Source organism: Acinetobacter sp. A3, from assembly GCF_012371415.1.
In the GTDB taxonomy this organism is placed as follows: Bacteria; Pseudomonadota; Gammaproteobacteria; order Pseudomonadales; family Moraxellaceae; genus Acinetobacter.
Genome location: NZ_JAAZQW010000008.1, coordinates 47563 through 73364 on the forward strand (window position 1 = coordinate 47563; position 25802 = coordinate 73364).

The following is a 25802-nucleotide window of genomic DNA, read 5'->3' on the forward strand; positions in this document are numbered from 1 at the left end:
ATTCACGATTTATCCTTATTTCGCTTCTATAATTCCCTTAATTTCTTTTTCTGCTTTTTTTGACTCATGCCAAAAATAAAATCGACCAAACTTATTCTGGGAATTGTGATTGCCTGTTTAGTTGCACTTGCAGCATGGTATTTTTTCAAACCAAAAACAGAGCAGCCGCAATACATCACCGCTGAAGTCAGCCGTGGCGATATTGAAAGTGCGGTTTTGGCAACAGGCGTACTTGAAGCCACCAAAATGGTCAGTGTCGGTGCGCAGGTTTCAGGTCAGGTCAAAAAAATGTATGTCGAATTGGGTGATCAGGTCAAACAAGGCCAATTGATTGCCCAAATTGATTCGGTACGTCAAGAAAATGAATTTAAAACTGCTCAAGCCAGTATTAAAAATCAACAGGCGCAATTGGCTGTCAGACAGGCCAATCTCTCCAAAGTCGCAGCAGAATATCAACGTCAACAAGCCATGTATGCGCAAGACGCCACTTCACGCGCTGAACTGGAAAGTGCTTTAGCCAACTATAAAACGGCACAAGCCGAGATTGCTGCAATTAACGCTCAAATTGAACAGTCCCGTCTAACCTTAGACACTTCTAAAGAAAATTTAGGCTATACCCAAATTCTTGCGCCAATGGATGGTACCGTGGTGGCGATTGTGACCGAAGAAGGTCAAACCGTAAACGCTAACCAAAGTGCACCCACCATTGTCAAACTGGCTAAATTAGACACCATGACTGTAAAAGCAGAAATTTCTGAAGCAGATGTGATGAAGGTCGAAGAAGGTCAAACCGTTTATTTCACCACTTTGGGCAACAGTGAGAAAAAGCATTACGCAGCCTTGCGCCAAGTTGAACCTGCACCAAAATCCATTAATACCGAAACCAGTAATAGTAGCTCTTCATCATCTAGCAATGCGGTGTATTACAACGCCTTATTTGATGTACCCAATGAAGATGGCAAGCTGCGCATTAACATGACAGCACAAGTATCGATTGTATTGGCCGAAGCACGTAACGTACTCACAATTCCAGCGGCTGCCGTGCAAGGCTCCAATCGCTCACGTGGTCGTAGCAACAATGCAGACACATCTGCACGTACTGAACGCAACAAAACGGATGAAAAATTGCCAAATCGCCCTGCCCGCTTAGAACTCACGGCCAATGAAAAAGCACTTATAGATCAAGGCAAAGCGTCTTTAGGCACAGTACGTGTTTTACAGGCCGATGGTTCAGCCCAACCGCAACCTGTATTGCTCGGGCTGAACAACCGCGCAACCGTACAAGTTATTCGCGGCTTAAAACTGGGTGATCAAGTGATTATTGCCGATGGTTCTGATACATCGAACGATGCAGCGAAACGTAGTGGACGTGTTGGCCCTTCGGTGAGAATGTAATATGAGCATGCCGCAGCATCAAACACAGCCACTCTTAGCGGTTAAAGACCTGACCCGAGAATTTCCTGCGGGTGAATCGACCGTACAAATTCTCAAAGGCATTGATCTGGAAATTTACCCAGGTGAATTGGTTGCTATTGTGGGGCAATCGGGTTCTGGTAAATCCACGCTTATGAATATTCTAGGCTGCCTTGACCAACCCACTACAGGCAGCTACAAAGTTAAAGGACGCGAAACCCGACAACTCGAAGCTGATGAATTGGCACAACTACGGCGTGAGTATTTTGGCTTTATTTTCCAGCGCTACCATTTATTGGGTGATTTAAGCGCTGCGGGTAATGTCGAAGTTCCCGCAATTTATGCAGGTGCCGATGCCGCAGAACGCCAAGCACGTGCTACCGCATTGCTGAGTGATTTAGGCTTGGCAGATAAAACCCAGAACAGACCAAGTCAACTTTCAGGCGGGCAGCAGCAACGTGTGTCCATTGCTCGTGCCCTGATGAATGGCGGTGATGTGATTCTAGCCGATGAGCCAACAGGTGCACTCGACAAGAATAGTGGTATTGAAGTCATGCGTATTTTGCGTGAACTAAATGCTAAAGGTCACACCATTATTTTAGTCACCCATGACCACAATGTCGCCAAAAATGCCACACGGATTATTGAAATCAGTGATGGTCTTATCGTTTCCGATCAACCGAACATACCTACCGATCAGGAACAGATTGCTCAACAAACGCTGGAACATCCACCACAAAAAAAGACCTCAGCTTGGCGTTCTGCACTAGACCGCTTAGGCGAAGCTTTCCGCATGGCATTACTGGCCATGAATGCACATCGCATGCGTACTTTTTTAACCATGCTTGGCATTATTATTGGGATTGCCTCGGTCGTGTCAGTGGTGGCACTGGGCAATGGTTCACAAAAACAGATTTTAGAAAATATCAGCAGTTTAGGCACCAATACCATCACCGTATTTCAGGGGCGAGGTTTTGGGGACACCTCTCGCTCCTCTCAAGTCAGAACACTGGTTCCTGCCGATGCCGATGCTTTAGCAAAACAACCTTATGTCGATGGTGTCAGCCCTTCAGTCAACAGCAATGTCACAGTCCGTTTTAAAGACACGGAAGCTTCAGCCACAGTCAATGGGGTAAGTGAAGACTTTTTCTATGTACGTGGCATGAATTTTCAGTCTGGGCAACCGTTTGATAAACACAGCGTAATTGAACAAGCTCAAGATGTGGTGATTGATCACAACACAAAAAATACATTTTTTAGTGATGGCAGCAACCCTGTCGGGCAAGTGATTTTATTGGGCAGTGTGCCAAGCCGTATTATTGGGGTGATAGAAGAACAAAAAAGCATGATGGGCAGCTCTGACAGCTTAAATGTGTATTTACCCTACTCAACCGTGATGAGCCGCATGCTAGGTCAAAGCCATGTACGCAGCATTATTGTACGAGTAAAAGATGAATACCCTAGCGCTGCAGCAGAAAATGCCATTTTAAGTCTATTGGTTCAGCGACATGGCGCACAAGATGTCTTTACGCAAAACTCTGACAGTATTCGTGAAACTATTCAGCAAACCACCGCCACCATGACCCTGCTGGTTTCTGCAATTGCTGTGATTTCCTTAGTGGTCGGAGGAATTGGTGTAATGAATATTATGTTGGTTTCTGTCACAGAGCGTACACAAGAGATTGGGGTGCGTATGGCCGTAGGTGCACGACAAAGCGATATTTTGCAGCAATTTTTAATTGAAGCAATTTTAGTCTGCATTTTAGGGGGCGTTTTAGGGGTATTACTGGCTTTAGGCATTGGGCAAGTGATTAGCCATTTTGCAGGCGGTACTTTTCAAATGGCGTATTCAACCACCTCTATTGTTGCAGCCTTTGTCTGCTCAAGCCTGATTGGTATTGTGTTTGGTTTTATTCCTGCACGTAACGCCGCACAACTCAACCCTGTCGATGCACTCTCTAGAGAATGATGCGGTCTTAGAATAAGGAACTCTCATGCAATTAAATTCCAAAGCACGAACATTCAGCCAACTGGCAACCGCACTACTTTTAGGCAGCAGCTTGGTGGGGTGTGCCGCAGTGGTCAAAACACCTTACCAAGCCCCTGCCGTTGAAATTCCAAGCCAATTTGAACAACAACGCCTCAGTAATCAGCAAATTCATAGCCAACTAAACACTGACCGCTGGTGGACGTTGTTTAATGATGCCGCCTTAAATCAACTTGTTGAGCAAGTACTCGCACAAAACAGTGACCTCGCTGTTGCAGGGCTGAATTTACAGCAAGCGAGATTACAAGCAAAACAAAGCCAGAGTCAGCAAGGCGTCCGAATTGGCACTGCAGGAATTTCCACAGGGCATGAAATTAGCCTAGACGGCGATGGTGATCGTACCCGTGGAATCTCATTGAACTACCCAGGGCTAAGCTATGAATTGGATTTGTTTGGCAAACTGGCTAATCAGACTGAAGCAGCACGTTGGGAAGCACTCGCGACCGAACAAGATTTACAGGCGACTGCTCAAGGTTTGATTGCAACCACTGCAAATTTATATTGGCAATTGGGTTATTTAAATGAACATTTAACTGTCGCACAGCAAAATTTGGCCAGCACTGAAAAAACCTATCAATTGGTCAATGCACAATACCGTGCAGGCGCTGTCTCTGGTTTAGATTTAACCCAGGCTGAACAGGCCTTACAAAGCCAAAAAGCCACACTCAGCCAAATAGCACAGCAAAAAGTAGCAACACGTACTGCTTTGGCAGTCTTGCTCCATCAACCTGTGCAAATGCTGAACATTGCAGAACCGAAACGCTTAGGTGCCATTAGCCTACCTAAAATTCATGCAGGATTACCTGCGGAGCTTTTATCCCGCCGCCCAGATTTAAACGCTGCGGAGCTTCGTTTACGCAAAGCACTGGCCAACAAAGATGCCAATAAAGCCAGTTACTATCCATCTATTAGCCTAACTGGCACACTCAGTACAGGTGTTGGTACTGGTGCACACACTTCTTTAAGTGATGCGCTCAAGAATCCAATTGCTACTCTAGGTGCAGGGCTAACACTGCCATTTTTACAATGGAACGATATGCAGCGTGATTTAAAAGTCAATGCGCTGGAATATGAAAAAGCCATTGTGCAATATCGACAAACCTTGTACCAAGCCTTTGCTGATGTTGAAAATGCCTTGTCTGCACGCTCTGAATTAGATCGTCAGGTCAATTTACAAATGCAGAATTTACTGTTGGCAGAGAAAACGGAACGTCTGACTGAAGTCCGTTATCGCCACGGTGCGATTGCTTTAAAAAACCTTTTGGATGCTCAAGCCACAACACGGAATGCACGTTTAAACCTATTGCAAACTAAGCAAAATCAATACAATGCTTATGTAACCTTGTTACAGGCCTTGGGTGGCAGTCCATTACAGCAATTACCACAACAGCCATAAACATTCTTTAGCATCGCTTTAAAAACCCAAAAGCCTGTCAGTGCAGAATGCCACCGACAGGCTTTTAAAATATGTTCAGCAAATTTAGATTGTGACTTAAATTTTCTCTGAAAGTACCGCTTCTTTGCTTAAAACCTGATGCGTACTGGTCGCCACAGGTAAACTCACTTTAAAGGTTGTACCCTCGCCTTCTTTAGATTCCGCCACAATTTGCCCGTGGTTTAAATCGACAAAGCGCTTACACAAGACCAAACCTAAGCCTGTACCTTTTTCACCTGCAGTACCTTTAAAGCTTACAGTGAGTTTTTGTTCAAACAAGTTTTCCAACTGCTGTGGGGTCATACCCAAGCCTGTATCACGAATATAAATATCTACCCTCGTTTCAGTCGCCTGCACGCTTAAAATGACTTTGCCAGTGCCATCGGTACTGGTAAATTTCAGGGCATTAGACACCAAGTTTTGAATCACCGAGGTAATCATGTTGATGTCTGCATAGACTTTTATGCCTTCATCCACCTGATCAATGAGCTCAATATTCTTTTTAATGGCTAGACTTCTTAAAACATCACAGACAATTTTAGTCGATTGCTTTAACTCAAAATTGATTGGATGGTAGACAAATCGTCCACCCTCAGCCATTGCCCAATTCAACAGACTTTCCAATAAATTATAGGTCGATTGTGCGGTATCAAATAAATAGTCCGCAATATTTTGAATACTCGAATCATCCAAAGTTTCACGCTCTTGCGCCAAAACTTCAGAAAAACCCAATAAACCATGAAAGGGTGCACGCAGGTCATGCGCAATAATCTGGAAAAACTTAGTTTTACTAAAATTTAAAGCCGACTGCTGCTCGTACAGTTCTTTTAACCCGACATAATCAACTTTTAATTCAATATAACGCACCAAACCTGCTGCAAACTCGGCAACCGTAGGTACTGCGCCCAAACTGAATTCTTCATGATGATGATCAAACAACAACAGCTGACCAATCGATTCACCATCGGTTTTAAGCAAGTCCAAGGCAATTAAGCGTTCGGCCTCTATACCCAAACTTGCAATATGCTGCACAAAGTTAGCATATTGCGGATGCTTGGGTTCAATCAATTGCTGACCCTGAAAGAATGCACCTAGCTGTGCATTTGGATTGGAATGAAAAGCTTTAAAAGTTTCGTGACTGGAATACCAAATATAAGGTTCATTGCGAAAGGTTAAAATAGCATGCTCAACCTGCAACATTTGACGGGCAAATTTCATAAAGCCATCAATTTGGTTGGCTGGCGTATGCACCCCCAATAATAATGACAGTGTGCAAGCACTCAGCTGTTCCGTTTCAGGACCAATTTCAAGCAGCTGTATTTTCATTTTTGCCTCGTGCATGATTATCCTTAAAGATAGGCATTCGATTTTGAAATAAAGAAATAAAAAATCACCAATCTAACTTTTTTCATTAACAAACTTTAACACAAAGTACAAGTATTAAAATCATTTTATTGAACAAAAGCAGTTTAGACATTTAGTTGTTAATGTTTTCGTTATTGTTCAGACAATTTAAAGTCTGTTCATGTGCTGTATTTGTGTTCTAAAAACTGACTGTGCGTGATTATAGATAGAGCCAATTCCAATAAAATAGTCATAATTTATTAACTTTTATAAACTTTTTACATATAAGTCAGACCTTTTATGTGTGTATAAGCTATAGCAACCTCATACACCTTTGCAAAGTTACAAGATTTTACGTCATCACCAATATTAAACTTAACTTATAAATGCTTGATAATTTTACAAAATAAGCTGTGTAAATATGTAACAAGGCTCTTTCTATCGGTTATTTTTCAAACATACGACTTAAGTCGAACAATCATCTTATTAATTTATAATAAAATAACAACTAATTTTGATGACCTGATCATCATTTATACGATTTGGCTCGTATTTCCATCGTAAATACCGAAGACGGGTTTTATGTTCGGCATTGAGCAAACTTTGCATAAGATTCGGCACATGCTCAGCACAAATGCGACACATCATTTCGTAGCGAAATGTCGTTATCACAGGATCTACGTTGACTGAAATACACGGAGAGTCGATACTCTCAAGGTTAAATTAAGCAAATCGGTTCGCAGGAGCTGAGTCTAAATCTGGCTCCTAAAAACTTAATCAAAGCAAGGGGCTATATATGGCTGGTGGAAAGTCAAAAATCATTTATACACTGACCGATGAGGCGCCGCTACTGGCGACTTACTCGTTGCTGCCGATCATTGAGACCTTTACCAAACCTGCGGGCGTTGAAATTGTCAAAACTGACATTTCTGTTGCTGCACGCGTACTCGCTGAATTTTCAGATTACCTTAGCGAAGAACAAAAGGTTGCCGACAACCTCGCAGAGCTCGGACGTCTCACGCAAGATCCAGATACAAACATCATCAAACTCCCAAATATCAGTGCTTCAGTTGCGCAATTGGTTGCATGTATTAAAGAATTACAGGCAAAAGGTTTTGCGATTCCTGACTATCCTGAAAACCCAAGCACTGAAGAAGAGCAAGCACTTCGCGCACGTTTTGGCAAATGCTTAGGTTCTGCAGTAAACCCTGTATTACGTGAAGGTAACTCAGACCGTCGTGCACCTGCTGCTGTGAAAAACTATGCGAAAAAACACCCGCACTCTATGAGCGAGTGGAAGCAATGGTCTCAAACGCACGTTTCACACATGGATGAAGGCGACTTCTACCACGGTGAAAAATCTATGACTTTAGACCGTGCACGTAACGTAAAAATGGAACTCATCACTCAGTCTGGTGAAGCCATTGTACTGAAAGAAAAAGTTGCGTTACTTGACGGTGAAATCATCGATTCAATGTTCATGAGCAAAAAAGCACTTTGCGACTTCTATGAAAAAGAATTAGATGATTGTAAAGAAGCAGGCATTTTGTTCTCTTTACACGTAAAAGCGACCATGATGAAGGTATCTCACCCAATCGTATTTGGTCACTGTGTAAAAATTTACTATAAAGAAGCGTTTGAAAAACACGGTAAATTGTTTGAAGAGCTTGGCATTAACGTAAACAACGGTATGGCTGGTCTTTATGAAAAGATTGCAACCTTACCGACTTCTTTACGTGAAGAAATCATTGAAGATTTACACGCTTGCCAAGAACACCGCCCTGCGCTTGCAATGGTAGATTCAGCGAAAGGCATCACCAACTTCCACTCACCAAACGACGTAATTGTTGACGCATCTATGCCTGCAATGATCCGTGGTGGCGGTAAAATGTGGGGTGCTGATGGTAAGCAGTATGACTGTAAAGCAGTAATGCCAGAATCTACGTTCGCACGTATTTACCAAGAAATGATCAATTTCTGTAAGTGGAACGGCAACTTTGACCCACGTACCATGGGTACTGTGCCAAACGTTGGTTTGATGGCGCAAAAAGCTGAAGAATACGGTTCTCACGACAAGACATTTGAAATTCCTGAAGCAGGTATTGCCAACATCACTGACCTAGAAACAGGTGAAGTGTTGATGACGCAAAATGTGGAAGAAGGCGATATCTGGCGTATGTGTCAGGTGAAAGATGCACCAATCCGCGACTGGGTTAAACTTGCAGTTACACGTGCACGCAACTCAGGTATGCCTGCAATTTTCTGGCTTGACCCATACCGTCCACACGAAAATGAATTGATCAAGAAAGTACAAAAATACTTGAAAGATCACGATACTACAGGTCTAGACATTCAAATCATGTCGCAAGTTCGTGCAATGCGTTATACGCTTGAACGTGTTGCGCGTGGTCTAGACACCATTTCTGTGACTGGTAACATTTTACGTGACTACTTAACTGACTTGTTCCCAATTATGGAGCTAGGTACATCTGCGAAGATGCTTTCTATTGTTCCATTAATGGCAGGCGGCGGTATGTACGAAACAGGTGCTGGTGGTTCTGCACCGAAACACGTACAACAGTTGGTTGAAGAAAACCACTTACGTTGGGATTCATTAGGTGAGTTCCTTGCACTGGCTGTTTCTTTAGAAGAAATGGGCATTAAAGAAGACAATGCAAAAGCAAAACTTCTTGCTCAAACTTTAGATGCAGCAACTGGTAAGCTTCTAGACAACGATAAATCTCCATCACGTCGTACTGGCGAGCTAGACAACCGTGGCAGCCACTTCTACCTTGCAAAATTCTGGGCAGAAGCACTTGCAAACCAAGACCAAGATGCTGAGTTAAAAGCTAAGTTTGCACCACTTGCAAAAGCTTTAGCTGATAACGAAGAAAAAATCGTGGCGGAACTTGCAGAAGTTCAAGGTAAATCGGTTGATATCGGTGGTTACTATGCAGTTGACCAAGCTAAAGTGAATGCTGTTATGCGTCCAAGCGCAACATTCAACGCAGCACTTGAAACTGTTTAATTCTATGACATGGTACTGATTCTATTCAGTACTTGTTCTACAAAAAACCAGTGTGTAAACACTGGTTTTTTGTTGTAAATAAATCAATAAAGACTAAAAAAGTGAGCTATATCCTCAAATATATCTTTATTTCTTATTCTGTCTGCTCATTCTGATTCATAAACCAAGAAAATTAACTTAAAGTAAACGACAGCCTTCTTTTAAAAATTTGAGAATATTCAATATGATTGGCCGATTTCCAAATAATTTGCCAGACAATAAAAAAGCCCCCAAGTCTGAATATGCTTGAGGGCTTTTCTTTTATATGGTCCCGAGGGTCGGACTCGAACCGACACGTCATCTCTGACAGCGGATTTTGAGTCCGCCGCGTCTACCAATTTCACCACCTCGGGTAGGTGTTGATGGGTATAATAAACTTTTTTGACAGCTTGTCAACGCAAGTTTTTTGCAATTGTTTAAAATTAAATCAGCTGTCATTTTTTTGATTTATAATCAACCAATTTCATCTATAAAACTTAAAAAAGCATATACTAAGCGCAGTTTTTTCTAGTTTTCTGACTTGTTTTATCATGCAGCTTTCTGACTTTAGTTTTGATCTCCCCGATGAACTTATTGCACGTTATCCACTTGCAAGCCGTAGTGCTTCTCGCCTATTGCATCTTGATGCACAAGGTCAATTCCATGACCATCAATTTACCGATTTACTGAATTTACTTGAAGCGGGCGATTTACTGGTACTCAATGATACCAAAGTCATGAAAGCACGCCTTAAGGGTAAACGTGCAACAGGCGGTGCAGTAGAAGTCTTAGTAGAGCGCCTGCAAGATCGCTTTATTGCACATTGTCATATTAAAGCCAGCAACTCACCCAAAGCTGGGGCAGAACTATTTATCGGGCCAGATGCGGTAAAAGTGACCGTGCAGGGACGCCATGAAAACTTGTTTATTGTCGAGTTTTCGCAACCCATTTTAGACGTGTTGGATGCTTATGGGCAGCTGCCTATCCCCCCCTACTTTAACCGTGAAGCAGAAGCGATTGATACCGAACGCTATCAGACCGTATTTAATGACCCGAGCAAACTTGCCAGTGTGGCAGCACCGACAGCAAGCCTGCACTTTGATGAAGCTTTGCTGCAACAATTAGCAGATAAAGGTATTCAAAAAACCTTCGTGACCTTACATGTAGGTGCAGGTACTTTCTTACCTGTACGTACCGATGACATTGCCAATCATGTTATGCACAGTGAATGGTGTGAGGTCTCAGACGCTGCTGTAGATTTAATTCGTGCCACCAAAGCACGTGGCAATAAAGTCATTTCAGTGGGTACCACCGCTACCCGTGCTGTAGAAAGTGCAGCACAAGCTCACGGCGGCGAATTGGCTGCATGGTCTGGCGATACACAAATTTTTATCTATCCAGGTTATCAGTTTAAAGTGGTGGATCGTCTTATTACCAATTTCCACTTGCCTGAATCGACACTATTGATGCTGGTTTCTGCCCTATCAAGTCGTGAGAATGTAATGCGTGCTTATCAACATGCTGTGTCAGAACACTATCGCTTCTTTAGTTATGGCGATGCCATGCTGATTGATCAAGCGCAAGCCTAAGCCTTTGTGAAGAACCTCCATGCCGCTCGATACTGTCCAACACTCCATTCACATTCGACGTAAGAAGAATAAGCGGGTATTTCGCAATATCGCGCGGCTTTGGGATATTGGAAAAAAAGCCCAAAGCCATCAAGAAATTTTGGATGGTTTGCACCCTTGGCAAGATGACATCACCCTAAAATTTGAAAATGTATTGCCGATACTGCTGGGTATTGTAGGTGTGCTGTTCTGTTTATTACTTTTGATTCAACCGAGTAATCTCTGGCTGCAATTTTGTTTGCTGATAGGTGTAGTCTGTATTTTTTGGGCATTTATTACCTATGAACAAGATGATCCCATTGAAGAAGTCATTGCTTTTTTAGAACAGGAAAGCATTGCTCAACGCTACCAACTGGCATGGCAACAACCACCGCAGCACCTCGCCAAAACCTTGCAACCCATTTACTTTATCGCCCATTTAAAAGCGATGTTCCCCTTATTTCATTTGGGTAATCTTTCCAATGACATTACCCGCTATGCCAGTACCGTTTGGCTTGATCAACAGGGCAAACAACATCAGGTTTTGCTTTTTGAATACCGCTATGTCAGTGAAATACGTATTAAAGACAAAAATGGCAATGATTATAAAGTCAAAGAAGTGGTGCGCTATTTATCGGGTGTCTTTGTCTTTGATGTGAAAATTCAAGGTTTAGCCATTAGCACCAATAAAAAAACTTTTGGTGCGCCCTACCATGTACCATGGCATACCAGTGACATCCGACTGAATCAAAAACTCAATTTCTTTGGTAGTGATGCGATTCAAATGGCGCGCACACTCAGCCCCGCTCTGGTGTTAAAACTGGATGATTTTTTCCAGCATCAGCAAGGGGATTTATTGTTTCACCCTGAACGACACACCTTATGTTTTTTAGGCAGCAAAAATCTGTTTGAAATTTCCAGTAAAGCAAAAAACATTCAAGATATTTCAGCATTACGTGGACACTTACGCACTTTTAAATTACCTTATTTGGAACAATTACAAACCGATTTAGTTGATTTTCTTGAATAAGAAAATGGTCTTGGGGCAACACTATGGGCATCGCAATTTTTCTTTTGGTCGTTATTGCTATCATCTTGATTGTTATAACGATTCGCAACAATATCGTGCGTCATTTCAATGCCACCATTCGTGCATGGGCAGATGTCACCAGTTTTGAGCGTCAAAAATTAAAAACTTTGGAAGAACTTGCACCTGTGGTTGAGCAATATGCAGGCATGGAAAAAGGAACTTTAGAAAAAGTGACCGAACTGCGCCAGAACATCATGAACTTAAATATCAATAATGCCGATGTTGGTCAGTTACAACGTGTTGAAGCCTTAAGCAAAGAGTTAATGCGTAGCTTAAATGTTGTGGTAGAAAATTACCCTGAACTCAAAGCCGATCAACTGTATTTAAAAATGATGCATGAAATTGACGAGCAAAATGAAAATGTGGGCGCTGCGATTACCATTTATAACCGCAATGTAGAGTTATTTAATAATTACATTCAGGTCTTTCCAAACAACATCATTAATACTGCAACGACTGCCAAAAAGCCTGTTCGTGCGTTTCGTGACAATAGTGCAGCTCAAAGTTTCGATTATCGTCCAAACTTTTAATAGATCTATGCTTAGCAGCATTAAAGCAGCTCAAATAAAAAAGCAGCAGGGTTAAATCTGCTGCTTTTACACTCAATGAAGATGTACAAAAATTAGATCACAGGGCTTTAAATGCAAGATTTTCCACACTATATTGCACCTGATTACGCCCCTTATGTTTGGCTAAATACAGCAACTCATCGGCTGAATTTAAAAAGTCGACCACATTATGATATTGCTGCTGAACAGCATAACAATTTACGCCAATGCTGACCGTGACTTGCGTGTTCTTCCCTGTCGCCAAATTCGGAATTTCCAAATCACACACGGCACATCTAAACTCTTCGGCAAGCCATACAGCATCTTTTAAACTGGTTTCAGGTAAAAGTACCACAAACTCTTCGCCACCAAAGCGTGCGACAAAATCAGATGCACGAGAAAAATGCTGCTTCAACAATTGCGCCACGCTAATTAAGCAATGATCCCCCTGCAAATGACCATGTTCATCATTATATTTTTTAAAATGGTCAATATCGATGAATAAAAGCGACAATGCACGCTGCTTTCGTGTTGCACGTTTAAACTCATTTTCAATGCGCTCACTTAAGGCTTTACGATTCGCAACCAGCGTTAAAGGGTCTTGCAGTAGCAACTCTTGATTTTTCCGATACAGCGCTTCAAGCTCCAACTCCATCCGCTTACGTTCAGAAATATCAAACATGAAACCAATAATTGCCACAGTTTCATTATTTTCGCGTATCACATGCACCACATCGCGAATCCAAACATAGTCACCCGTAGACGTTAAAGCTCGATAATCGGCCTGGTCAGTGCCCTGATCGGACAAACTGACACACATATTCACGGTTTTTCCCGATCATCTGGGTGCATCCGATCAATCCAATCCTGCGCAGTCTGCCAACTTTTTTGTGTCCAACCCAATAAAGCTTCAATTTGTGGACCAATGTAGCTAAATTCTTTGGTTTTCCAATCTATTTGCCAAGGAATTGCATTGGTTGTTTCTAATAAAGTCTGATAAAACCGTTCTTCTTTTAACGCACTCATAACCCACCTCTATGAATTGGCTCTAAGGACAACTTAACAACTTAGCTGCACTTTGACTACAAATTATTGAGCATTCTTGACATTTTTTTCAGCTTTGAGACAATCAAAACCTGAACAAAATACAAACAACTACTGTTCAATAAAAATGAGCATTCCTACAATAAAAAAAGTCGCGATATCACCATGCTAAATCATCTCCAAAATTTAAAAGACAGCCTAATTCAAGAGTTTTTTCAACTCTATGAGCAGTATGAACCCGATCAACTCTATGCCTGCGCATTAGTTTTAAATGAATATCTAGGCATCGATTATCTGGCAGTTTCAAGCACACGCAGTCTGTTTAGTGAACAGGAAGATTCTGCTGAGTACTTATCTGAAGCAGACAAATGGAACGTGGAAAAATGGCGTTATCGCACCCAAACGCATAGTGCTCAGGGGTTGCATCAATTTAAAAATATTTTTGCAGATTATTTCAAACAGCGGTATATATATGGCAACCCCCTACTCAATAGCCCCGACACCCCACAATACAACCATCTAGAACTGTTATTGGATATTTTCCAACAAGCCAAACAAGCACTCTCCAATGCTTATGGCCTAGATTTGAGTCAGATTGTATTTTTGATTCATATTCCAAAACAGCATGATTTTGAAATTTATTCTGCACAATTTCTAAATGCACCCAGCGCATTACTGGATGAATTTTTACTTGCTCATCATGTGCAGCATACTGTGCAAACCACCAATACACAGCACAACAAACTCAAACTGCAACAGGTCGATAAAGATTTACTTACCGATTTGGCACAGCTTTTAGAAATTGAGCCTTATGATTATTAAAGCATTGCACATGAAGCCTACTTGCTCACGCTAGAGCCAAGTTTTATTGACAGCAATCTGTATGTTCAGCGCCTGATTCAACATGTTGCAGCGATGGACAGCCATGAACAAGGTGAGTTTGCCTTGCATAAAGAAGAAATTACCCAACGGATTCAGCAATTTTACGCCACGTAGTCTCCAATAAAGTGACTGAAATTTTTTGCACGTAATTTTTAACAATGAAAACGTATCTCAACTGGCAATTCCCTGCAGAATCTAGGAAAATAGTGCACTTTTAGCGCTAGCAATCAGCGAACTGTTTTTTCGCCTTGATTTGGAACTTATATGAAGTTTGAAAAACTAGGTCAGTCGGGACGTGCCCGTCGTGGCCGCTTAACCCTTGCACATGGTGTTGTAGAAACCCCTGTGTTTATGCCTGTAGGGACCTATGGTACGGTCAAAGGCATGTTACCACGTGATATTGAAGAAATTCAGGCACAAATTATTTTAGGCAACACCTTCCATTTATATTTACGTCCGGGACTAGAAGTGATTCAGGAACACGGCGGTCTACACGAGTTTATTAAATGGGATAAGCCTATTTTGACTGACTCAGGCGGTTTTCAGGTATTCAGCCTAGGCGCTATGCGTAAAATTAAAGAAGAAGGCGTAACCTTCCGTTCACCCATTGATGGCTCAAAGGTATTTTTATCCCCTGAAATTTCAATGGAAATTCAGAAAACCTTGAATTCCGACATCGTCATGATTTTTGATGAATGTACGCCTTACCCTGCAACACATGAAGAAGCACAAAAATCACTGCAATTATCTTTACGTTGGGCCAAACGCTGTAAAACCCATCACCACGATGAACTCAACAACAGCAATGCCCTGTTCGGTATTATTCAGGGCGGCATGTATGAAGATTTACGTGATGAATCTTTAAATGGCTTGCTTGAAATTGGATTTGATGGTTATGCCATTGGTGGTCTTTCAGTCGGTGAACCGAAAGAAGAAATGATCAAAGTGCTGGATTATTTGCCAGCGAAAATGCCAGAAGATAAACCACGTTATTTGATGGGCGTGGGCAAACCAGAAGATATTGTTGAAGCCATTCGTCGTGGTGTAGATATGTTCGACTGTGTGATGCCAACCCGTAATGCACGTAATGGACATTACTTTGTGACCGATGGCTTGGTGCGTATTCGCAACAGTAAATATCGCCATGATCAAAGCCCGCTCGACCCACATTGCGATTGTTATACCTGTAAAAACTTTACTCGCGCCTATTTGTTCCATTTAGAAAAATGTGGCGAAATGCTCGGCTCTATGTTGGGTACCATCCACAATTTACGTTATTACCAACGTTTCACCCAAGACATCCGTAATGCCTTGGATAACGGTACTTTTGATGATTTTGTACAGGACTTTTATACCCGCCGTGGTCTAGAAGTTCCACCTTGTCCTGAAGATTAGTCTTTTCAGTATTTGCGCTGAGTAAAAAGACAAGGTAAATTGCAGAACAAACCCAATTTATTATCAGATCACTGATCGCCAGTTTTTAGTTTAGGAAAATGAAATGAGCCTTTTTATTTCGACTGCTCACGCAGCAGGTGAAGCTGCACAACAACCAAGCCTTGTAGCCAACCTTTTAATGATTGCTGTTTTTATTGCAATCTTTTACTTCTTGATTTGGCGTCCACAATCAAAACGTGCCAAAGAACACCGTGCACTGATTGAAAGCTTGGGCGTTGGTAGTGAAGTGGTGTTTGCAGGCGGTTTGATGGGTAAAATCACAAAAATTGAAGGTGATTTTGCAGTAGTTGAATTAAGCCGTGGTGTAGAAGTTAAAGTTCAACGCGCGAGTGTCATTTCAGTTCTTCCTGAAGGCACATTAAACAATCTTTAATCAAAAAAGGGTCGTGCTCACGCACGACTTTTTCATTTTAAGAAGAAAATAAATGCGTTACCCAGCATGGAAATATCTACTCATCCTCGTAGTTCTTGTGGTGAGTACATTATATGCCCTGCCTAGCTTGTATCCAGATGAACCTGCTGTTCAAATTTCAGGTGCCAAAGCTGGTACCCAAATTGATCAAAGCATCGTACAAAAAGCAGAGCAAATTTTACAATCAGAAAATATTGCCAGTCATGACAACAGCTTTACCAACAATGCTGCATTGTTGCGTTTAGACACCTCAGAAGCACAGCTCAAAGCCAAAGAAGCTTTGCGCCGTGGTTTGGGCGATGACTACGTTGTGGCGCTTAACCTTGCACCAACCACCCCAGAATGGCTACAAAAAATTGGTGCAAAACCAATGAAGTTAGGTCTGGACTTACGTGGCGGTGTTCACTTCCTGTTAGAAGTGGATATGGACAAGGCCATCAGCCAGCGTATGGAAACCTCAGCTACAGATTTACGTCGTCAGTTACGTGACAACAAGCTGAAGTTCAATAGTCTGTCACTGAACAACAACACCATTAGCTTGCAGTTTGCTAACAATGCAGACCGTGATGCTGTAATGGATTTCTTGCGCCGTAACGGCAATGAGTACACTCAACAAGCGGTAGCGACAACTGAAGGTTCGAGCTTACGCCTAACGTATACCGATGTACGCAAACAGGAAATTCAGTCTTATGCAGTCAATCAAAACTTGACCACACTGCGTAACCGTATTAACGAACTAGGTGTAGCCGAAGCCTTGGTGCAAACTCAAGGCAGCAACCGTATTGTGGTGGAATTGCCAGGTGTTCAAGATACTGCCGAGGCAAAACGTGTCCTTGGTCGTACTGCAAACCTCGAATTCCGCTTGGTGTCTGATCTGAATGATCAATACATTGACCCATATACAGGTCAAACCACAGGTACAGTGCCACCAGGCACAGAAGCTTTTGCTTTTGAATCCTTAGACAGCGGTCGTCAGTTACTTCTCAATCGTAGCCGTATTTTAACAGGTGAGCGTGTTCAGAATGCCTCTAGTGGCTTTAGCCAAGACACAGGCGGTGCTGAAGTAAACATCACCCTAGATGCTGCTGGCGGTAAACTCATGTCGGATGCTACCCGTAATGCGGTTGGCAAACGTATGGCGGTGTTGTTCATTGAGAACAAACAGCGTATTAGCTATGTGGCAGATGAAACAGGTACACAAACCGAAGTACGTACCCCGTATACCGAATCTGTGATTATTAATGCGGCAACCATTCAAGCTGTTTTAGGTTCACAGTTCCGTATTACGGGTCTGGATTCTCCGCAAGAAGCTGCAGAATTGGCCTTGATGCTCCGTGCAGGTGCCTTGGCTGCGCCAATGTACTTTGTTGAAGAACGTGTCATTGGTCCAAGCTTAGGTCAAGAAAACATCGATAAAGGTGTATTGTCCACGCAGATCGGCTTCATTTTAGTCGCAATCTGGATGGTGGTGTTCTTCCGTTTATTCGGTTTGATTGCCAACTTTGCACTGGTCTTCAACCTTGCCATAATTTTAACTGTCATGTCTTGGATTGGTGCTTCACTCACTTTGCCAGGTATTGCTGGTATCGTTATCACCATTGGTATGGCGGTAGATGCCAACGTTCTGATTTGTGAGCGAATACGGGAAGAAATTAAGTGGGGAGCCTCGCCTAAACAAGCCATTGTGGCAGGTTATGACCGAGCTTATAACACCATTTTCGACTCGAACTTGACCACTTTCTTGGTGGCCTTCATTCTGTTCGCAATTGGTACAGGCCCAATTAAAGGCTTTGCCGTAACCCTAATGATTGGTATTGTCTGCTCAATGTTTACTGCAATTACAGTAACCCGTGCAATTGTACAAATCATTTATGGCAAGAAACGTAACTTGAAAAAGTTGAGCATTTAAGGAGATCACTGATGACTGAGAATACTCAACTACCTTCAAAAAAATACGGTCGCCCTGAAGATGAGCGCGTGATTCCGTTTATGAAGATTGCTTTGCCTGCGGCATTGCTTTCTATTCTACTTACGGTTGCCAGTATCTTCTTTATTGCCACCAAAGGTTTAAATTTAGGTTTGGACTTCACTGGCGGTATTGCGGCAGAACTAAACTATAGCAACCCTGTTAAAGCGACTGATGTATCAAGTGCTTTAATCAAAGCTGGCTTCAATGACCCTGTGGTGCAAACCCTTGGCTCTGACCGCGACCTAATGGTGCGTATGCCTGTACAGGAAGATGTAGAAGCCGAGGACCTAACCAAAGCGATTACCGCTGCGGTACAGTTGCCAAATAACGCAGCTGCCGTACCTAAAGTTGATGTGGTGGGTGGTCAAGTCGGTAACGAGCTATACGTCCGTTCAGCAGGTGCTGTAGCATTGGCTTTGTTATTAATGTTGGTTTACGTGACCATTCGCTTTGAATTTAAATTGGCGATGGGTGCAGTACTGTCTTTATTCCACGATATTGTAGTGACACTGGGTATTTTTGCCATGATGCAATGGCCATTTGACCTGACTGTCTTGGCAGCACTTTTGGCCATTATCGGTTTCTCACTGAACGATAACATTGTGGTATCTGACCGTATTCGTGAAAACTTCCGTAAAATTCGTGGTGCAACCCCACTGGAAGTAATTAACATTGCGTTAACTGAAACCTTACGTCGTACCATTCACACCTCTATGACTCTACTTTTAGTTGTTGTGGCGATGATGGTCATGGGTGGTGATGGCCTGAAATGGTTCTCGATTGCCATGTTTGTGGGTGTATTTGTAGGTACTTATTCTTCCATTTATATTGGTACCGCTTTTGCCCTATGGCGTGGTCTGAACCGTCAGGACTTTATTGTACAAGTGAAGCCTGAATTTGAAGGTGAAGAGCAAGAAATTCCTTAATTGTGAATTCAGCTAGATCACTCAAAAGCCTATCTTCAGATAGGCTTTTTTAATACGCCAACAAAAAGTTAATGTTGAATGATTTGAATTTGGGGAAACTGAAATCCTGCACATGAAGGTGCAGATCGCCATGCCACAGTCAGCATACAGCTGGCTAAATTAAAATTTTGATAAGCAAAATGCCCAATCTGAGGATGATGACACATTCCCCCCTGTGCTTCAGGGTGCATCCCTGTATCTAGTTCATTTAGACTTAAACGAATACCCAAACCTGAAGCTTTCAGCACAGCTTCTTTGGTGGTCCAAACCCGAAACCAGTATTCAGGTGCATGCTCTAATTCTGCCCAGTAGCGTAATTCATTTGGATGAAAGGCATGCTGTGCCAAAGCATCGAAACGTACATGACGGTCTAAATCCTCTACATCAATACCTAAATCTTGAACTTGCGTACTACTGGCCAATGCATAATGTTGACGACTGTGGCTGTGGTTAAAATGCCACTTTGGAAATTCACTTAAAAAAGGTTTGCCATGTACATTGCGCTGAATATCGCTATTTTGAATATCCTGTGCTAAATACTTTGAGAGTAATTGATTCCGATAGCGGTAAATCGCCTGCTTTTGCTGTTGAATCTGTTCTGTTCGTGAATCTGTTGTAGTAGGAACAAAAATTTTATGAATAGGGCTCACATCTACATGAATTTTTTTAGCTGTTTGACTCATCCTTAATCTTCCTATTCCTTTGGCTTTAACCTACAGCAAATTGAAATTACCAACCCAAGCCGTATAGAAAAAAACCAGCACAATGCTGGTTTTTTAGAAGTGATTCAGATTAACTACCCTGCACCAAACGGCGTGCACTGATAATACCCGGTTGCTGCTCCAAACGTGCCAACAAACGAGAAAGCTGTGCCAGACCTTTCACCTCAATCAACAATTTCATATTGGCAATTCCATCATTTTCAGAAATGGTATTGACCTGACGAATGTTAATTTGATCGGCAAAAATCACTTGAGTTAAATCTTTGAGCAAGCCACGGCGGTCATAAGCTTCCACCACAATCTGCACACTCTGACCACGGGTCGGCTGCATTTCCCAGTCAGCTTCAACTGCACGCTCAGGCTCGTTACCAATCATGCGAATATAGTCTGAACACGCCACTTTATGAATACTCACGCCACGGTTCAGGGTGATATATCCCGCAATGGCCTCGCCATGTACAGGCTGACAACATTGTGCAATGTGCAACTCGACGTTATCCAAACCATCAATCAAAATACCATGTGCAGAAAGTGTGTGGCTGGCGCGTGGATTCAACGTTGGTTTCAGCACCAGCTCAGGCTCATCCTGATCCAAGTGCATATGGCGGTTAACCTGATTGATTAAGGCATGCAGACCAATATCGCCATTCACCAAACCAATCAAAATGTCTTCACCTGTTTTGACATTGAAATGATTACAGTAATCATTCAAATCAATACTTTTCGGGTGAATTGCCAAACGTGATAATTCTTTATTCAGTACTTCACGCCCAACTTCCAGATTTTTACTGCGGTCTTGCTGTCTAAACCAGTGGCGTAACTTATCTCGTGCACGTGCTGTTTTGATATAACCCAAAGAGTGTACCAACCAATCACGGTTTGGCTCACGGTCTTTTTTGGTCAGAATTTCGACCTGCTCACCTGTTTTTAGGGTATAGGTCAGCGGCACATAACGCTGGTTCACCCGTGCGGCATAACATTTGTTACCCACTTCGGTATGCACATGGTAAGCAAAATCCAGTACGGTCGAGCCACGTGGTAACTCTTTAATGTCACCATCACGGCTGAACACATAAATTTTTTCAAAATCTTCAAACTCTTGGATTTGTTCAAAGTTTTCAGAATCATCATCATCTTTATGTGCGCTGGCATCATTACGTTCCTGATAATGTTCCAGCACCGAACGTAAAGAATGTAGACGATGATTAAACGAATGGTCTGTCGCTTTAGAACCTTCTTTATAGTTGAAGTGTGAACATACCCCAAGCTCAGCTTCTTCGTGCATATCCATGGTACGAATTTGCACTTCTAGTGATTTGTTTTCTGCAATCACTGCGGTATGTAAAGAGCGATAACCATTGGCTTTCGGATTGGTAATGTAGTCATCAAACTGATGCGGAATATGTCGCCACAATTGATGCACAATACCCAATGAGTGATAGCACTCAGGAATGGTTTTGACCAAGACCCGTACAGCACGAATGTCATATAACTGATCAAAGCTCAGGTTCTTACTTTTCATTTTTCGATAAATCGAATAAATGTGTTTAACCCGACCACTAATTTCAGCATGAATACCGTTGTTGCCCAATTCTGTACGCAATTGTGAAATCACACTTTGAATATAATTTTCACGCTCTAAACGCTTTTCATTAAGTAGTGTGGCAATTTCTTTATAACGATCTGGTGCTAAATAACGGAAAGCTAAGTCTTCAAGCTCCCATTTCAGTTGAGCAATACCCAAACGGTGTGCCAATGGCGAATAGATGGTTAGAATTTCACGTGCAACACGTTCCTGACGTTCTTTTGAAGCTGTAGCTAGCTCACGTAAAGAATAGGTACGCTCTGCCAGTTTAATCAGCACAACACGCACATCTTCCGTCATGGAAATCAGCATTTTATAAATGCCTGTTAAATGCTCACGCTGATTGTTATTAAAGTGATCTTCCAGACGTTTATTTTTTTCAATCAGTTCAGACAGTTTACCCATAGATAAAGTGCCTTTGATCAAGCCATATACCGCTTCACCAAATTCTTCACGTACTTCATCTAAATGAATCACATTTTCACGCACACCACGGTACAGCATAGCTGCCGACAAGGTGTCTTCATCGACATGCAAGTGCGCCAAAATATCTGCCATCTCAATACCAGTATATAAAGTATTGGAACGATGACTGACTGTAGTTTCCAACTCTTTTTTCAGGGTGTAATTGGCTACGTGTTCTAATTGTTCAAGTGCTGCCCCATCATAAATATCACGTACCCGATCTAGCCATTCTGCCAAATCTTGTCGTGCTTGTTCGGCATGTTCTACAGTCGTTTCCTCAGACAGTTCATTTAAACGTCCAGGAAGTTGTTCACGTACTGTGACCATACCCTTCTCCTACCTCTATGTACTTCATATTATAAATCGTTTATTTGCTTTTCTTTCTGAAACAAGGCAATGGATTCAACGTGATCCGTATGGGTAAACATGTCCATCACACCTGCTTTTTTCAATTGATAGCCCTGCTTGACCAATACACCTGCATCCCTTGCGAGTGTGGCTGGATTACACGACACATAAACGATTCTATCTGCACCAAATTTGGGCACATAATGCATCACCTCCTCTGCACCTGAGCGCGGAGGGTCAATTAATAATGCCTCAAATCCTTGATTTGCCCAAGAATGATGCGAAAAATCTTTTGTTAAATCTTGTGAATAAAACCTAACATGATCTAAATCATTGCGCTGTGCATTTTCTGCACCACGCTGCACCATCTGCTCAGAACCTTCAACTGCAACCACTGATCCTGTCGCACCAACGCAGCGCGCCAGTGGTAAAGAAAAGTTGCCCAATCCACAAAACAGATCAAGCACCCGATCACCTGATTTTAACTCAAGCAAATCGCATGCCAGCTTCACCATCTGTGGGTTAATGGTTGAATTAACCTGAGTAAAGTCTTGCGGATGAAAGCCAAAATCCACATCAAAATCATCTAAACGATAATGCAAACGCATCGGTGCGTGTGGATCATCAACCCGATGTAAGCTGTCTGGGCCTTCAGGTTGCAAATACAATTGCCAATGTTTCTGTAACGCAAATTGTTGTAATTGGTTGACATCGGCTGCAGATAATTTTTCTGTATGCCGTACCACCAAAGCAATCTCTTGATCTCCCATGGCCAATTCTATATGACCAATATGGGCTTTGCCTGTTAGACTTTGGAGTAGCTGCTTAAGGCGAGTCAAAGAACCAAAAGCCTGATCAAGCACCAAACAACGATCAATGCTGGTCAGTTTGTTGCTGTTGCGCTCACGAAAACCGACCACCAATTTATCTTGATTGGGCAAATAACGCACACCAACACGTGCTTTACGACGATAATCTTCACGTTTTGAACGTAATGGCGCAAGCCACTCTTCAGGCTGCACCTGCGCAAAGTGCTGCAAGTGTGACTGCAACACTTGTTGCTTTAAACGAATCTGCTCATCCACCTGAATATGCTGCATGCTGCAACCACCACATTGTTGATAATGCGGACATGGCGGAGCTACCCGCAAAGCTGACGGCTCACCTAGTACTTCTAAACATTCGGCTTGTTCTAAACGCTTGTTACTTTGAGTAATTTTGGCGCGTACAGTTTCACCGGGCAAAGCTCCTTCAATAAACACCGTTTTACCGTGCTTTTCAGCAGGATGCTCTGCCTGATGACCATAATGTGCAATACCACGCCCTTCATGCGATAAAGACTCGACCTGAAAGCAATGCACAGCCTGCTGAGTCGTTCGTTGTTTGCTGCGATGTTTCATGTGTACCTAGGCGTCAGAAGAAGGTGAAGGAGCAGACCATGCTGAACTTTCGCTCGCCTGATTCTGTGCTGTAGATGAAGCCTGCTCAGGGAAGTCTGCACGGGTAAATTCAGTTTGCTGTGAACTCTGCTGCCACACTTTCAAAAAATCTTCATGTTGCGGTTGAGTATGCAAATATTGAATGGTGTGCTGTACCCATAAAGTATGATCTTCAGGCAATAACTGCCCTTTCAGCAACAGCCAGCGCAGATAAATTAGCCAAGTATTCAGTACATCGCCTTCACAGTAGCGTGTCAGTCTGAGCCATTCACCTGTTTGCATAAATTCAGGGACACGATAACCCGCATCTACCCGCTTACCCGGAAAGCCCAACAAATAGGCCATATCATCCAGTTTCTGAAAATGGCGACCATTGAACATGGCCATCACATCCATTAAATCGACATGACGTTGATGGTAACGGTTTTGATAATTGTTATAACGTTTTTGCTGATCAATCTCGCCCTGATCAAACAAACTCGGCGCAGACAGCCCATGATACATGGCACGGAATAAAATTACAGGCAGATCGAACTGCGAACCATTCCAGCTCACCAAAGTCGGATGACGCTTATCAAAAATAGACAAGAACTTTTTCAGCATTGCTGCTTCACTGTCTTGTTCGCGGCTAAATGAAAACAGTTTCATGCCGTGTTCATCAATCCACAAGCCTGAAATGCAGACTATTTCATGCAAAGGCAGACGCTGAAAATCGGTGCCCGCTTCTTGCCGACGCAGTTTCATCAACGCGTGTTCAAGTTCAGCCTCAGGTAAATTCAGCTGATATAAATGCGCGCCTGATTTCAAATCGGTAACGGTTTCAATATCGAAAATCAGCACAGGTAAACGCATACGATTTTACTCAGTCAGCTACAAAGAAATGAATGCTTTTCGGCTATTCAGGGTCTTGAACAGAGAATAACCCTGTCGATAAATAACGGTCACCACGGTCACAAATAATACACACGATGACTGCATCTGGATTTTCTTCAGCAATTTTTAATGCCGCCCAAACCGCACCACCTGAAGATGTTCCCGCACTGATGCCTTCTTTTTGCGCCAGTTTGCGCATGGTTTTTTCAGCTTCAATTTGCGGAATATCAATAATACGATCGACACGGCTACGGTCAAAAATAGTCGGTAAATAGGCTTCAGGCCAGCGACGGATACCTGCAATGCTTGAACCGTCGGAAGGCTGTAAACCAATAATTTGAATATCTGGGTTTTGTTCTTTTAAATATTTAGACACGCCCATAATGGTACCTGTGGTACCCATAGAACTGACAAAGTGAGTGATTTTTCCACCCGTTTGCTGCCAAATTTCAGGGCCCGTGGTCAGATAGTGTGCCTGCACATTGTCAGGATTACCAAATTGATTCAGCACCAAGCCTTTGCCTTCACGTTGCATTTGCAAAGCCAAATCACGTGCACCTTCCATGCCTTGTGCTTTGGTCACTTCAATCAGTTCAGCCCCATAAGCCCGCATAGCATCTTTACGCTCCTGACTCATATTATCAGGCATGATCAGCTGCATTTTATAACCACGCATGGCTGCTACCATTGCCAAAGCAATGCCTGTGTTACCACTGGTTGCTTCAATTAAAGTATCACCTGGTCGAATTTCACCGCGTTTTTCTGCCTGCATAATCATGTTATAGGCAGGACGGTCTTTGACCGAACCCGCAGGGTTATTCCCTTCCAGTTTTGCCAAAACCGTTGCCTGCGTATGTTGAGCCAAACGCTGCAAACGCACCAATGGGGTTTTGCCCACATAATGGTCTAGTAAAAACTCATCACTTTGGAAATCTGGTTGGGTATCACGCATGCTCTGTACCAATATCAAGGTGGGCTTATTGTATGAAAAAATGCACCTTCCTGCACGTTTTTCACTGGCTTTTTATCAAATCTACAAGAGTCTGCCGAGAATTTATGCATTCCTTTGCATCGTTGCGGCCCCTCATTGCTTTGACTCATTTTTTATCGCTT

The 25802-nt window shown here is 42.6% G+C and carries 19 protein-coding genes, 1 tRNA gene and 1 pseudogene; 13 read left to right on the plus strand and 8 right to left on the minus strand.

Going from position 1 to position 25802, the window contains the following annotated elements; translation table 11 throughout:
• Positions 1-66: 66 nt before the first annotated feature.
• Genes HHA42_RS04565 through HHA42_RS04575 form a run of 3 tightly spaced genes read left to right on the plus strand, consistent with a single transcriptional unit; the run spans position 67 to position 4856 of the window.
• Positions 67-1395 carry an efflux RND transporter periplasmic adaptor subunit gene (locus tag HHA42_RS04565; RefSeq protein WP_168460027.1) on the plus strand — a complete coding sequence of 443 codons (1329 nt, stop codon included), beginning with the start codon at positions 67-69 and terminating at the stop codon, positions 1393-1395.
• 1 nt (position 1396) lies between these two features.
• On the plus strand, positions 1397-3382 hold the full coding sequence (locus HHA42_RS04570; RefSeq protein ID WP_171525568.1) for a MacB family efflux pump subunit: 1986 nt from the start codon (positions 1397-1399) through the stop codon (positions 3380-3382).
• A gap of 25 nt (positions 3383-3407) precedes the next feature.
• Positions 3408-4856, plus strand: a complete 1449-nt coding sequence (locus tag HHA42_RS04575) for an efflux transporter outer membrane subunit (RefSeq protein ID WP_168525557.1) — start codon at positions 3408-3410, stop codon at positions 4854-4856.
• A 96-nt stretch (positions 4857-4952) separates the two neighbouring features.
• On the opposite strand, the gene HHA42_RS04580 is transcribed toward HHA42_RS04575, so the two are convergent.
• Complete coding sequence (locus tag HHA42_RS04580; RefSeq protein WP_168525585.1) at positions 4953-6221, minus strand: HAMP domain-containing sensor histidine kinase; 1269 nt, start codon at positions 6219-6221, stop codon at positions 4953-4955.
• 814 nt (positions 6222-7035) lie between these two features.
• Between HHA42_RS04580 and HHA42_RS04585 the strand changes: the two genes are divergently transcribed.
• A complete protein-coding gene (locus HHA42_RS04585; protein ID WP_168419082.1) occupies positions 7036-9267 on the plus strand; it encodes an NADP-dependent isocitrate dehydrogenase in 2232 nt (743 codons plus the stop codon).
• A gap of 305 nt (positions 9268-9572) precedes the next feature.
• On the opposite strand, the gene HHA42_RS04590 is transcribed toward HHA42_RS04585, so the two are convergent.
• Positions 9573-9659 (minus strand) — tRNA-Leu (locus HHA42_RS04590).
• Positions 9660-9836: 177 nt separating this feature from the next.
• Here HHA42_RS04590 and queA point away from each other — a divergent pair.
• The 3 genes from queA to HHA42_RS04605 are packed head-to-tail and all read left to right on the plus strand — an operon-like array spanning position 9837 to position 12512.
• Complete coding sequence (gene queA, locus HHA42_RS04595) at positions 9837-10874, plus strand: tRNA preQ1(34) S-adenosylmethionine ribosyltransferase-isomerase QueA (protein WP_168525559.1); 1038 nt, start codon at positions 9837-9839, stop codon at positions 10872-10874.
• A gap of 19 nt (positions 10875-10893) precedes the next feature.
• Complete coding sequence (locus tag HHA42_RS04600; protein ID WP_168525561.1) at positions 10894-11922, plus strand: hypothetical protein; 1029 nt, start codon at positions 10894-10896, stop codon at positions 11920-11922.
• A 23-nt stretch (positions 11923-11945) separates the two neighbouring features.
• Positions 11946-12512 (plus strand): LemA family protein, encoded by a 567-nt coding sequence (locus tag HHA42_RS04605; protein WP_168419079.1) that lies wholly within the window; start codon positions 11946-11948, stop codon positions 12510-12512.
• 97 nt (positions 12513-12609) lie between these two features.
• On the opposite strand, the pseudogene HHA42_RS04610 reads toward HHA42_RS04605, so the two are convergent.
• Positions 12610-13556 (minus strand): annotated as a pseudogene (locus HHA42_RS04610) (sensor domain-containing diguanylate cyclase).
• Positions 13557-13739: 183 nt separating this feature from the next.
• Between HHA42_RS04610 and HHA42_RS04615 the strand changes: the two are divergent.
• The 6 genes from HHA42_RS04615 (at position 13740) to secF (ending at position 19218) form a co-directional block, all read left to right on the plus strand.
• Positions 13740-14396 carry a DUF4303 domain-containing protein gene (locus HHA42_RS04615; protein WP_252726297.1) on the plus strand — a complete coding sequence of 219 codons (657 nt, stop codon included), beginning with the start codon at positions 13740-13742 and terminating at the stop codon, positions 14394-14396.
• 21 nt (positions 14397-14417) lie between these two features.
• Complete coding sequence (locus HHA42_RS13515) at positions 14418-14570, plus strand: hypothetical protein (RefSeq protein ID WP_252726298.1); 153 nt, start codon at positions 14418-14420, stop codon at positions 14568-14570.
• 150 nt (positions 14571-14720) lie between these two features.
• Complete coding sequence (gene tgt, locus HHA42_RS04620; protein ID WP_168525563.1) at positions 14721-15851, plus strand: tRNA guanosine(34) transglycosylase Tgt; 1131 nt, start codon at positions 14721-14723, stop codon at positions 15849-15851.
• A 103-nt stretch (positions 15852-15954) separates the two neighbouring features.
• Positions 15955-16284 carry a preprotein translocase subunit YajC gene (gene yajC / locus HHA42_RS04625; RefSeq protein WP_070152813.1) on the plus strand — a complete coding sequence of 110 codons (330 nt, stop codon included), beginning with the start codon at positions 15955-15957 and terminating at the stop codon, positions 16282-16284.
• Positions 16285-16336: 52 nt separating this feature from the next.
• Positions 16337-18232 (plus strand): protein translocase subunit SecD, encoded by a 1896-nt coding sequence (secD, locus tag HHA42_RS04630; protein WP_168460021.1) that lies wholly within the window; start codon positions 16337-16339, stop codon positions 18230-18232.
• Positions 18233-18240: 8 nt separating this feature from the next.
• Positions 18241-19218, plus strand: coding sequence for a protein translocase subunit SecF (gene secF / locus HHA42_RS04635; RefSeq protein ID WP_171525195.1), 978 nt, complete (start codon positions 18241-18243; stop codon positions 19216-19218).
• 68 nt (positions 19219-19286) lie between these two features.
• Here the strand turns inward: secF and HHA42_RS04640 are convergent, their stop codons facing one another.
• The 5 genes from HHA42_RS04640 to cysM all read right to left on the minus strand — a co-directional run bounded on the left by HHA42_RS04640 (position 19287) and on the right by cysM (position 25641).
• Positions 19287-19940: a 4'-phosphopantetheinyl transferase superfamily protein gene (locus HHA42_RS04640; protein ID WP_168525565.1), complete on the minus strand. Its 654-nt coding sequence runs from the start codon at positions 19938-19940 to the stop codon at positions 19287-19289.
• Positions 19941-20049: 109 nt separating this feature from the next.
• Positions 20050-22356, minus strand: coding sequence for a bifunctional (p)ppGpp synthetase/guanosine-3',5'-bis(diphosphate) 3'-pyrophosphohydrolase (locus HHA42_RS04645; RefSeq protein ID WP_168525567.1), 2307 nt, complete (start codon positions 22354-22356; stop codon positions 20050-20052).
• A gap of 29 nt (positions 22357-22385) precedes the next feature.
• Positions 22386-23777: a 23S rRNA (uracil(1939)-C(5))-methyltransferase RlmD gene (gene rlmD, locus HHA42_RS04650; RefSeq protein ID WP_168525569.1), complete on the minus strand. Its 1392-nt coding sequence runs from the start codon at positions 23775-23777 to the stop codon at positions 22386-22388.
• Positions 23778-23783: 6 nt separating this feature from the next.
• Entirely contained in the window at positions 23784-24668 is an 885-nt protein-coding gene (locus tag HHA42_RS04655; RefSeq protein WP_168419139.1) for a 3'-5' exonuclease, read from the minus strand.
• A 43-nt stretch (positions 24669-24711) separates the two neighbouring features.
• Positions 24712-25641, minus strand: coding sequence for a cysteine synthase CysM (gene cysM / locus HHA42_RS04660; RefSeq protein WP_168419141.1), 930 nt, complete (start codon positions 25639-25641; stop codon positions 24712-24714).
• Positions 25642-25802 lie beyond the last annotated feature (161 nt).

What these genes read in the sequence shown, in the direction of transcription:
- HHA42_RS04565 (WP_168460027.1), top strand. Translation starts at nt 67, where the DNA reads ATGCCAAAAATAAAATCGACCAAACTTATTCTGGGAATTGTGATTGCC.
- HHA42_RS04570 (WP_171525568.1), top strand. Translation starts at nt 1,397, where the DNA reads ATGAGCATGCCGCAGCATCAAACACAGCCACTCTTAGCGGTTAAAGAC.
- HHA42_RS04575 (WP_168525557.1), top strand. Translation starts at nt 3,408, where the DNA reads ATGCAATTAAATTCCAAAGCACGAACATTCAGCCAACTGGCAACCGCA.
- HHA42_RS04580 (WP_168525585.1), bottom strand. Translation starts at nt 6,221, where the DNA reads ATGAAAATACAGCTGCTTGAAATTGGTCCTGAAACGGAACAGCTGAGT.
- HHA42_RS04585 (WP_168419082.1), top strand. Translation starts at nt 7,036, where the DNA reads ATGGCTGGTGGAAAGTCAAAAATCATTTATACACTGACCGATGAGGCG.
- queA (WP_168525559.1), top strand. Translation starts at nt 9,837, where the DNA reads ATGCAGCTTTCTGACTTTAGTTTTGATCTCCCCGATGAACTTATTGCA.
- HHA42_RS04600 (WP_168525561.1), top strand. Translation starts at nt 10,894, where the DNA reads ATGCCGCTCGATACTGTCCAACACTCCATTCACATTCGACGTAAGAAG.
- HHA42_RS04605 (WP_168419079.1), top strand. Translation starts at nt 11,946, where the DNA reads ATGGGCATCGCAATTTTTCTTTTGGTCGTTATTGCTATCATCTTGATT.
- HHA42_RS04615 (WP_252726297.1), top strand. Translation starts at nt 13,740, where the DNA reads ATGCTAAATCATCTCCAAAATTTAAAAGACAGCCTAATTCAAGAGTTT.
- tgt (WP_168525563.1), top strand. Translation starts at nt 14,721, where the DNA reads ATGAAGTTTGAAAAACTAGGTCAGTCGGGACGTGCCCGTCGTGGCCGC.
- yajC (WP_070152813.1), top strand. Translation starts at nt 15,955, where the DNA reads ATGAGCCTTTTTATTTCGACTGCTCACGCAGCAGGTGAAGCTGCACAA.
- secD (WP_168460021.1), top strand. Translation starts at nt 16,337, where the DNA reads ATGCGTTACCCAGCATGGAAATATCTACTCATCCTCGTAGTTCTTGTG.
- HHA42_RS04640 (WP_168525565.1), bottom strand. Translation starts at nt 19,940, where the DNA reads ATGAGTCAAACAGCTAAAAAAATTCATGTAGATGTGAGCCCTATTCAT.
- HHA42_RS04645 (WP_168525567.1), bottom strand. Translation starts at nt 22,356, where the DNA reads ATGGTCACAGTACGTGAACAACTTCCTGGACGTTTAAATGAACTGTCT.
- rlmD (WP_168525569.1), bottom strand. Translation starts at nt 23,777, where the DNA reads ATGAAACATCGCAGCAAACAACGAACGACTCAGCAGGCTGTGCATTGC.
- HHA42_RS04655 (WP_168419139.1), bottom strand. Translation starts at nt 24,668, where the DNA reads ATGCGTTTACCTGTGCTGATTTTCGATATTGAAACCGTTACCGATTTG.
- cysM (WP_168419141.1), bottom strand. Translation starts at nt 25,641, where the DNA reads ATGCGTGATACCCAACCAGATTTCCAAAGTGATGAGTTTTTACTAGAC.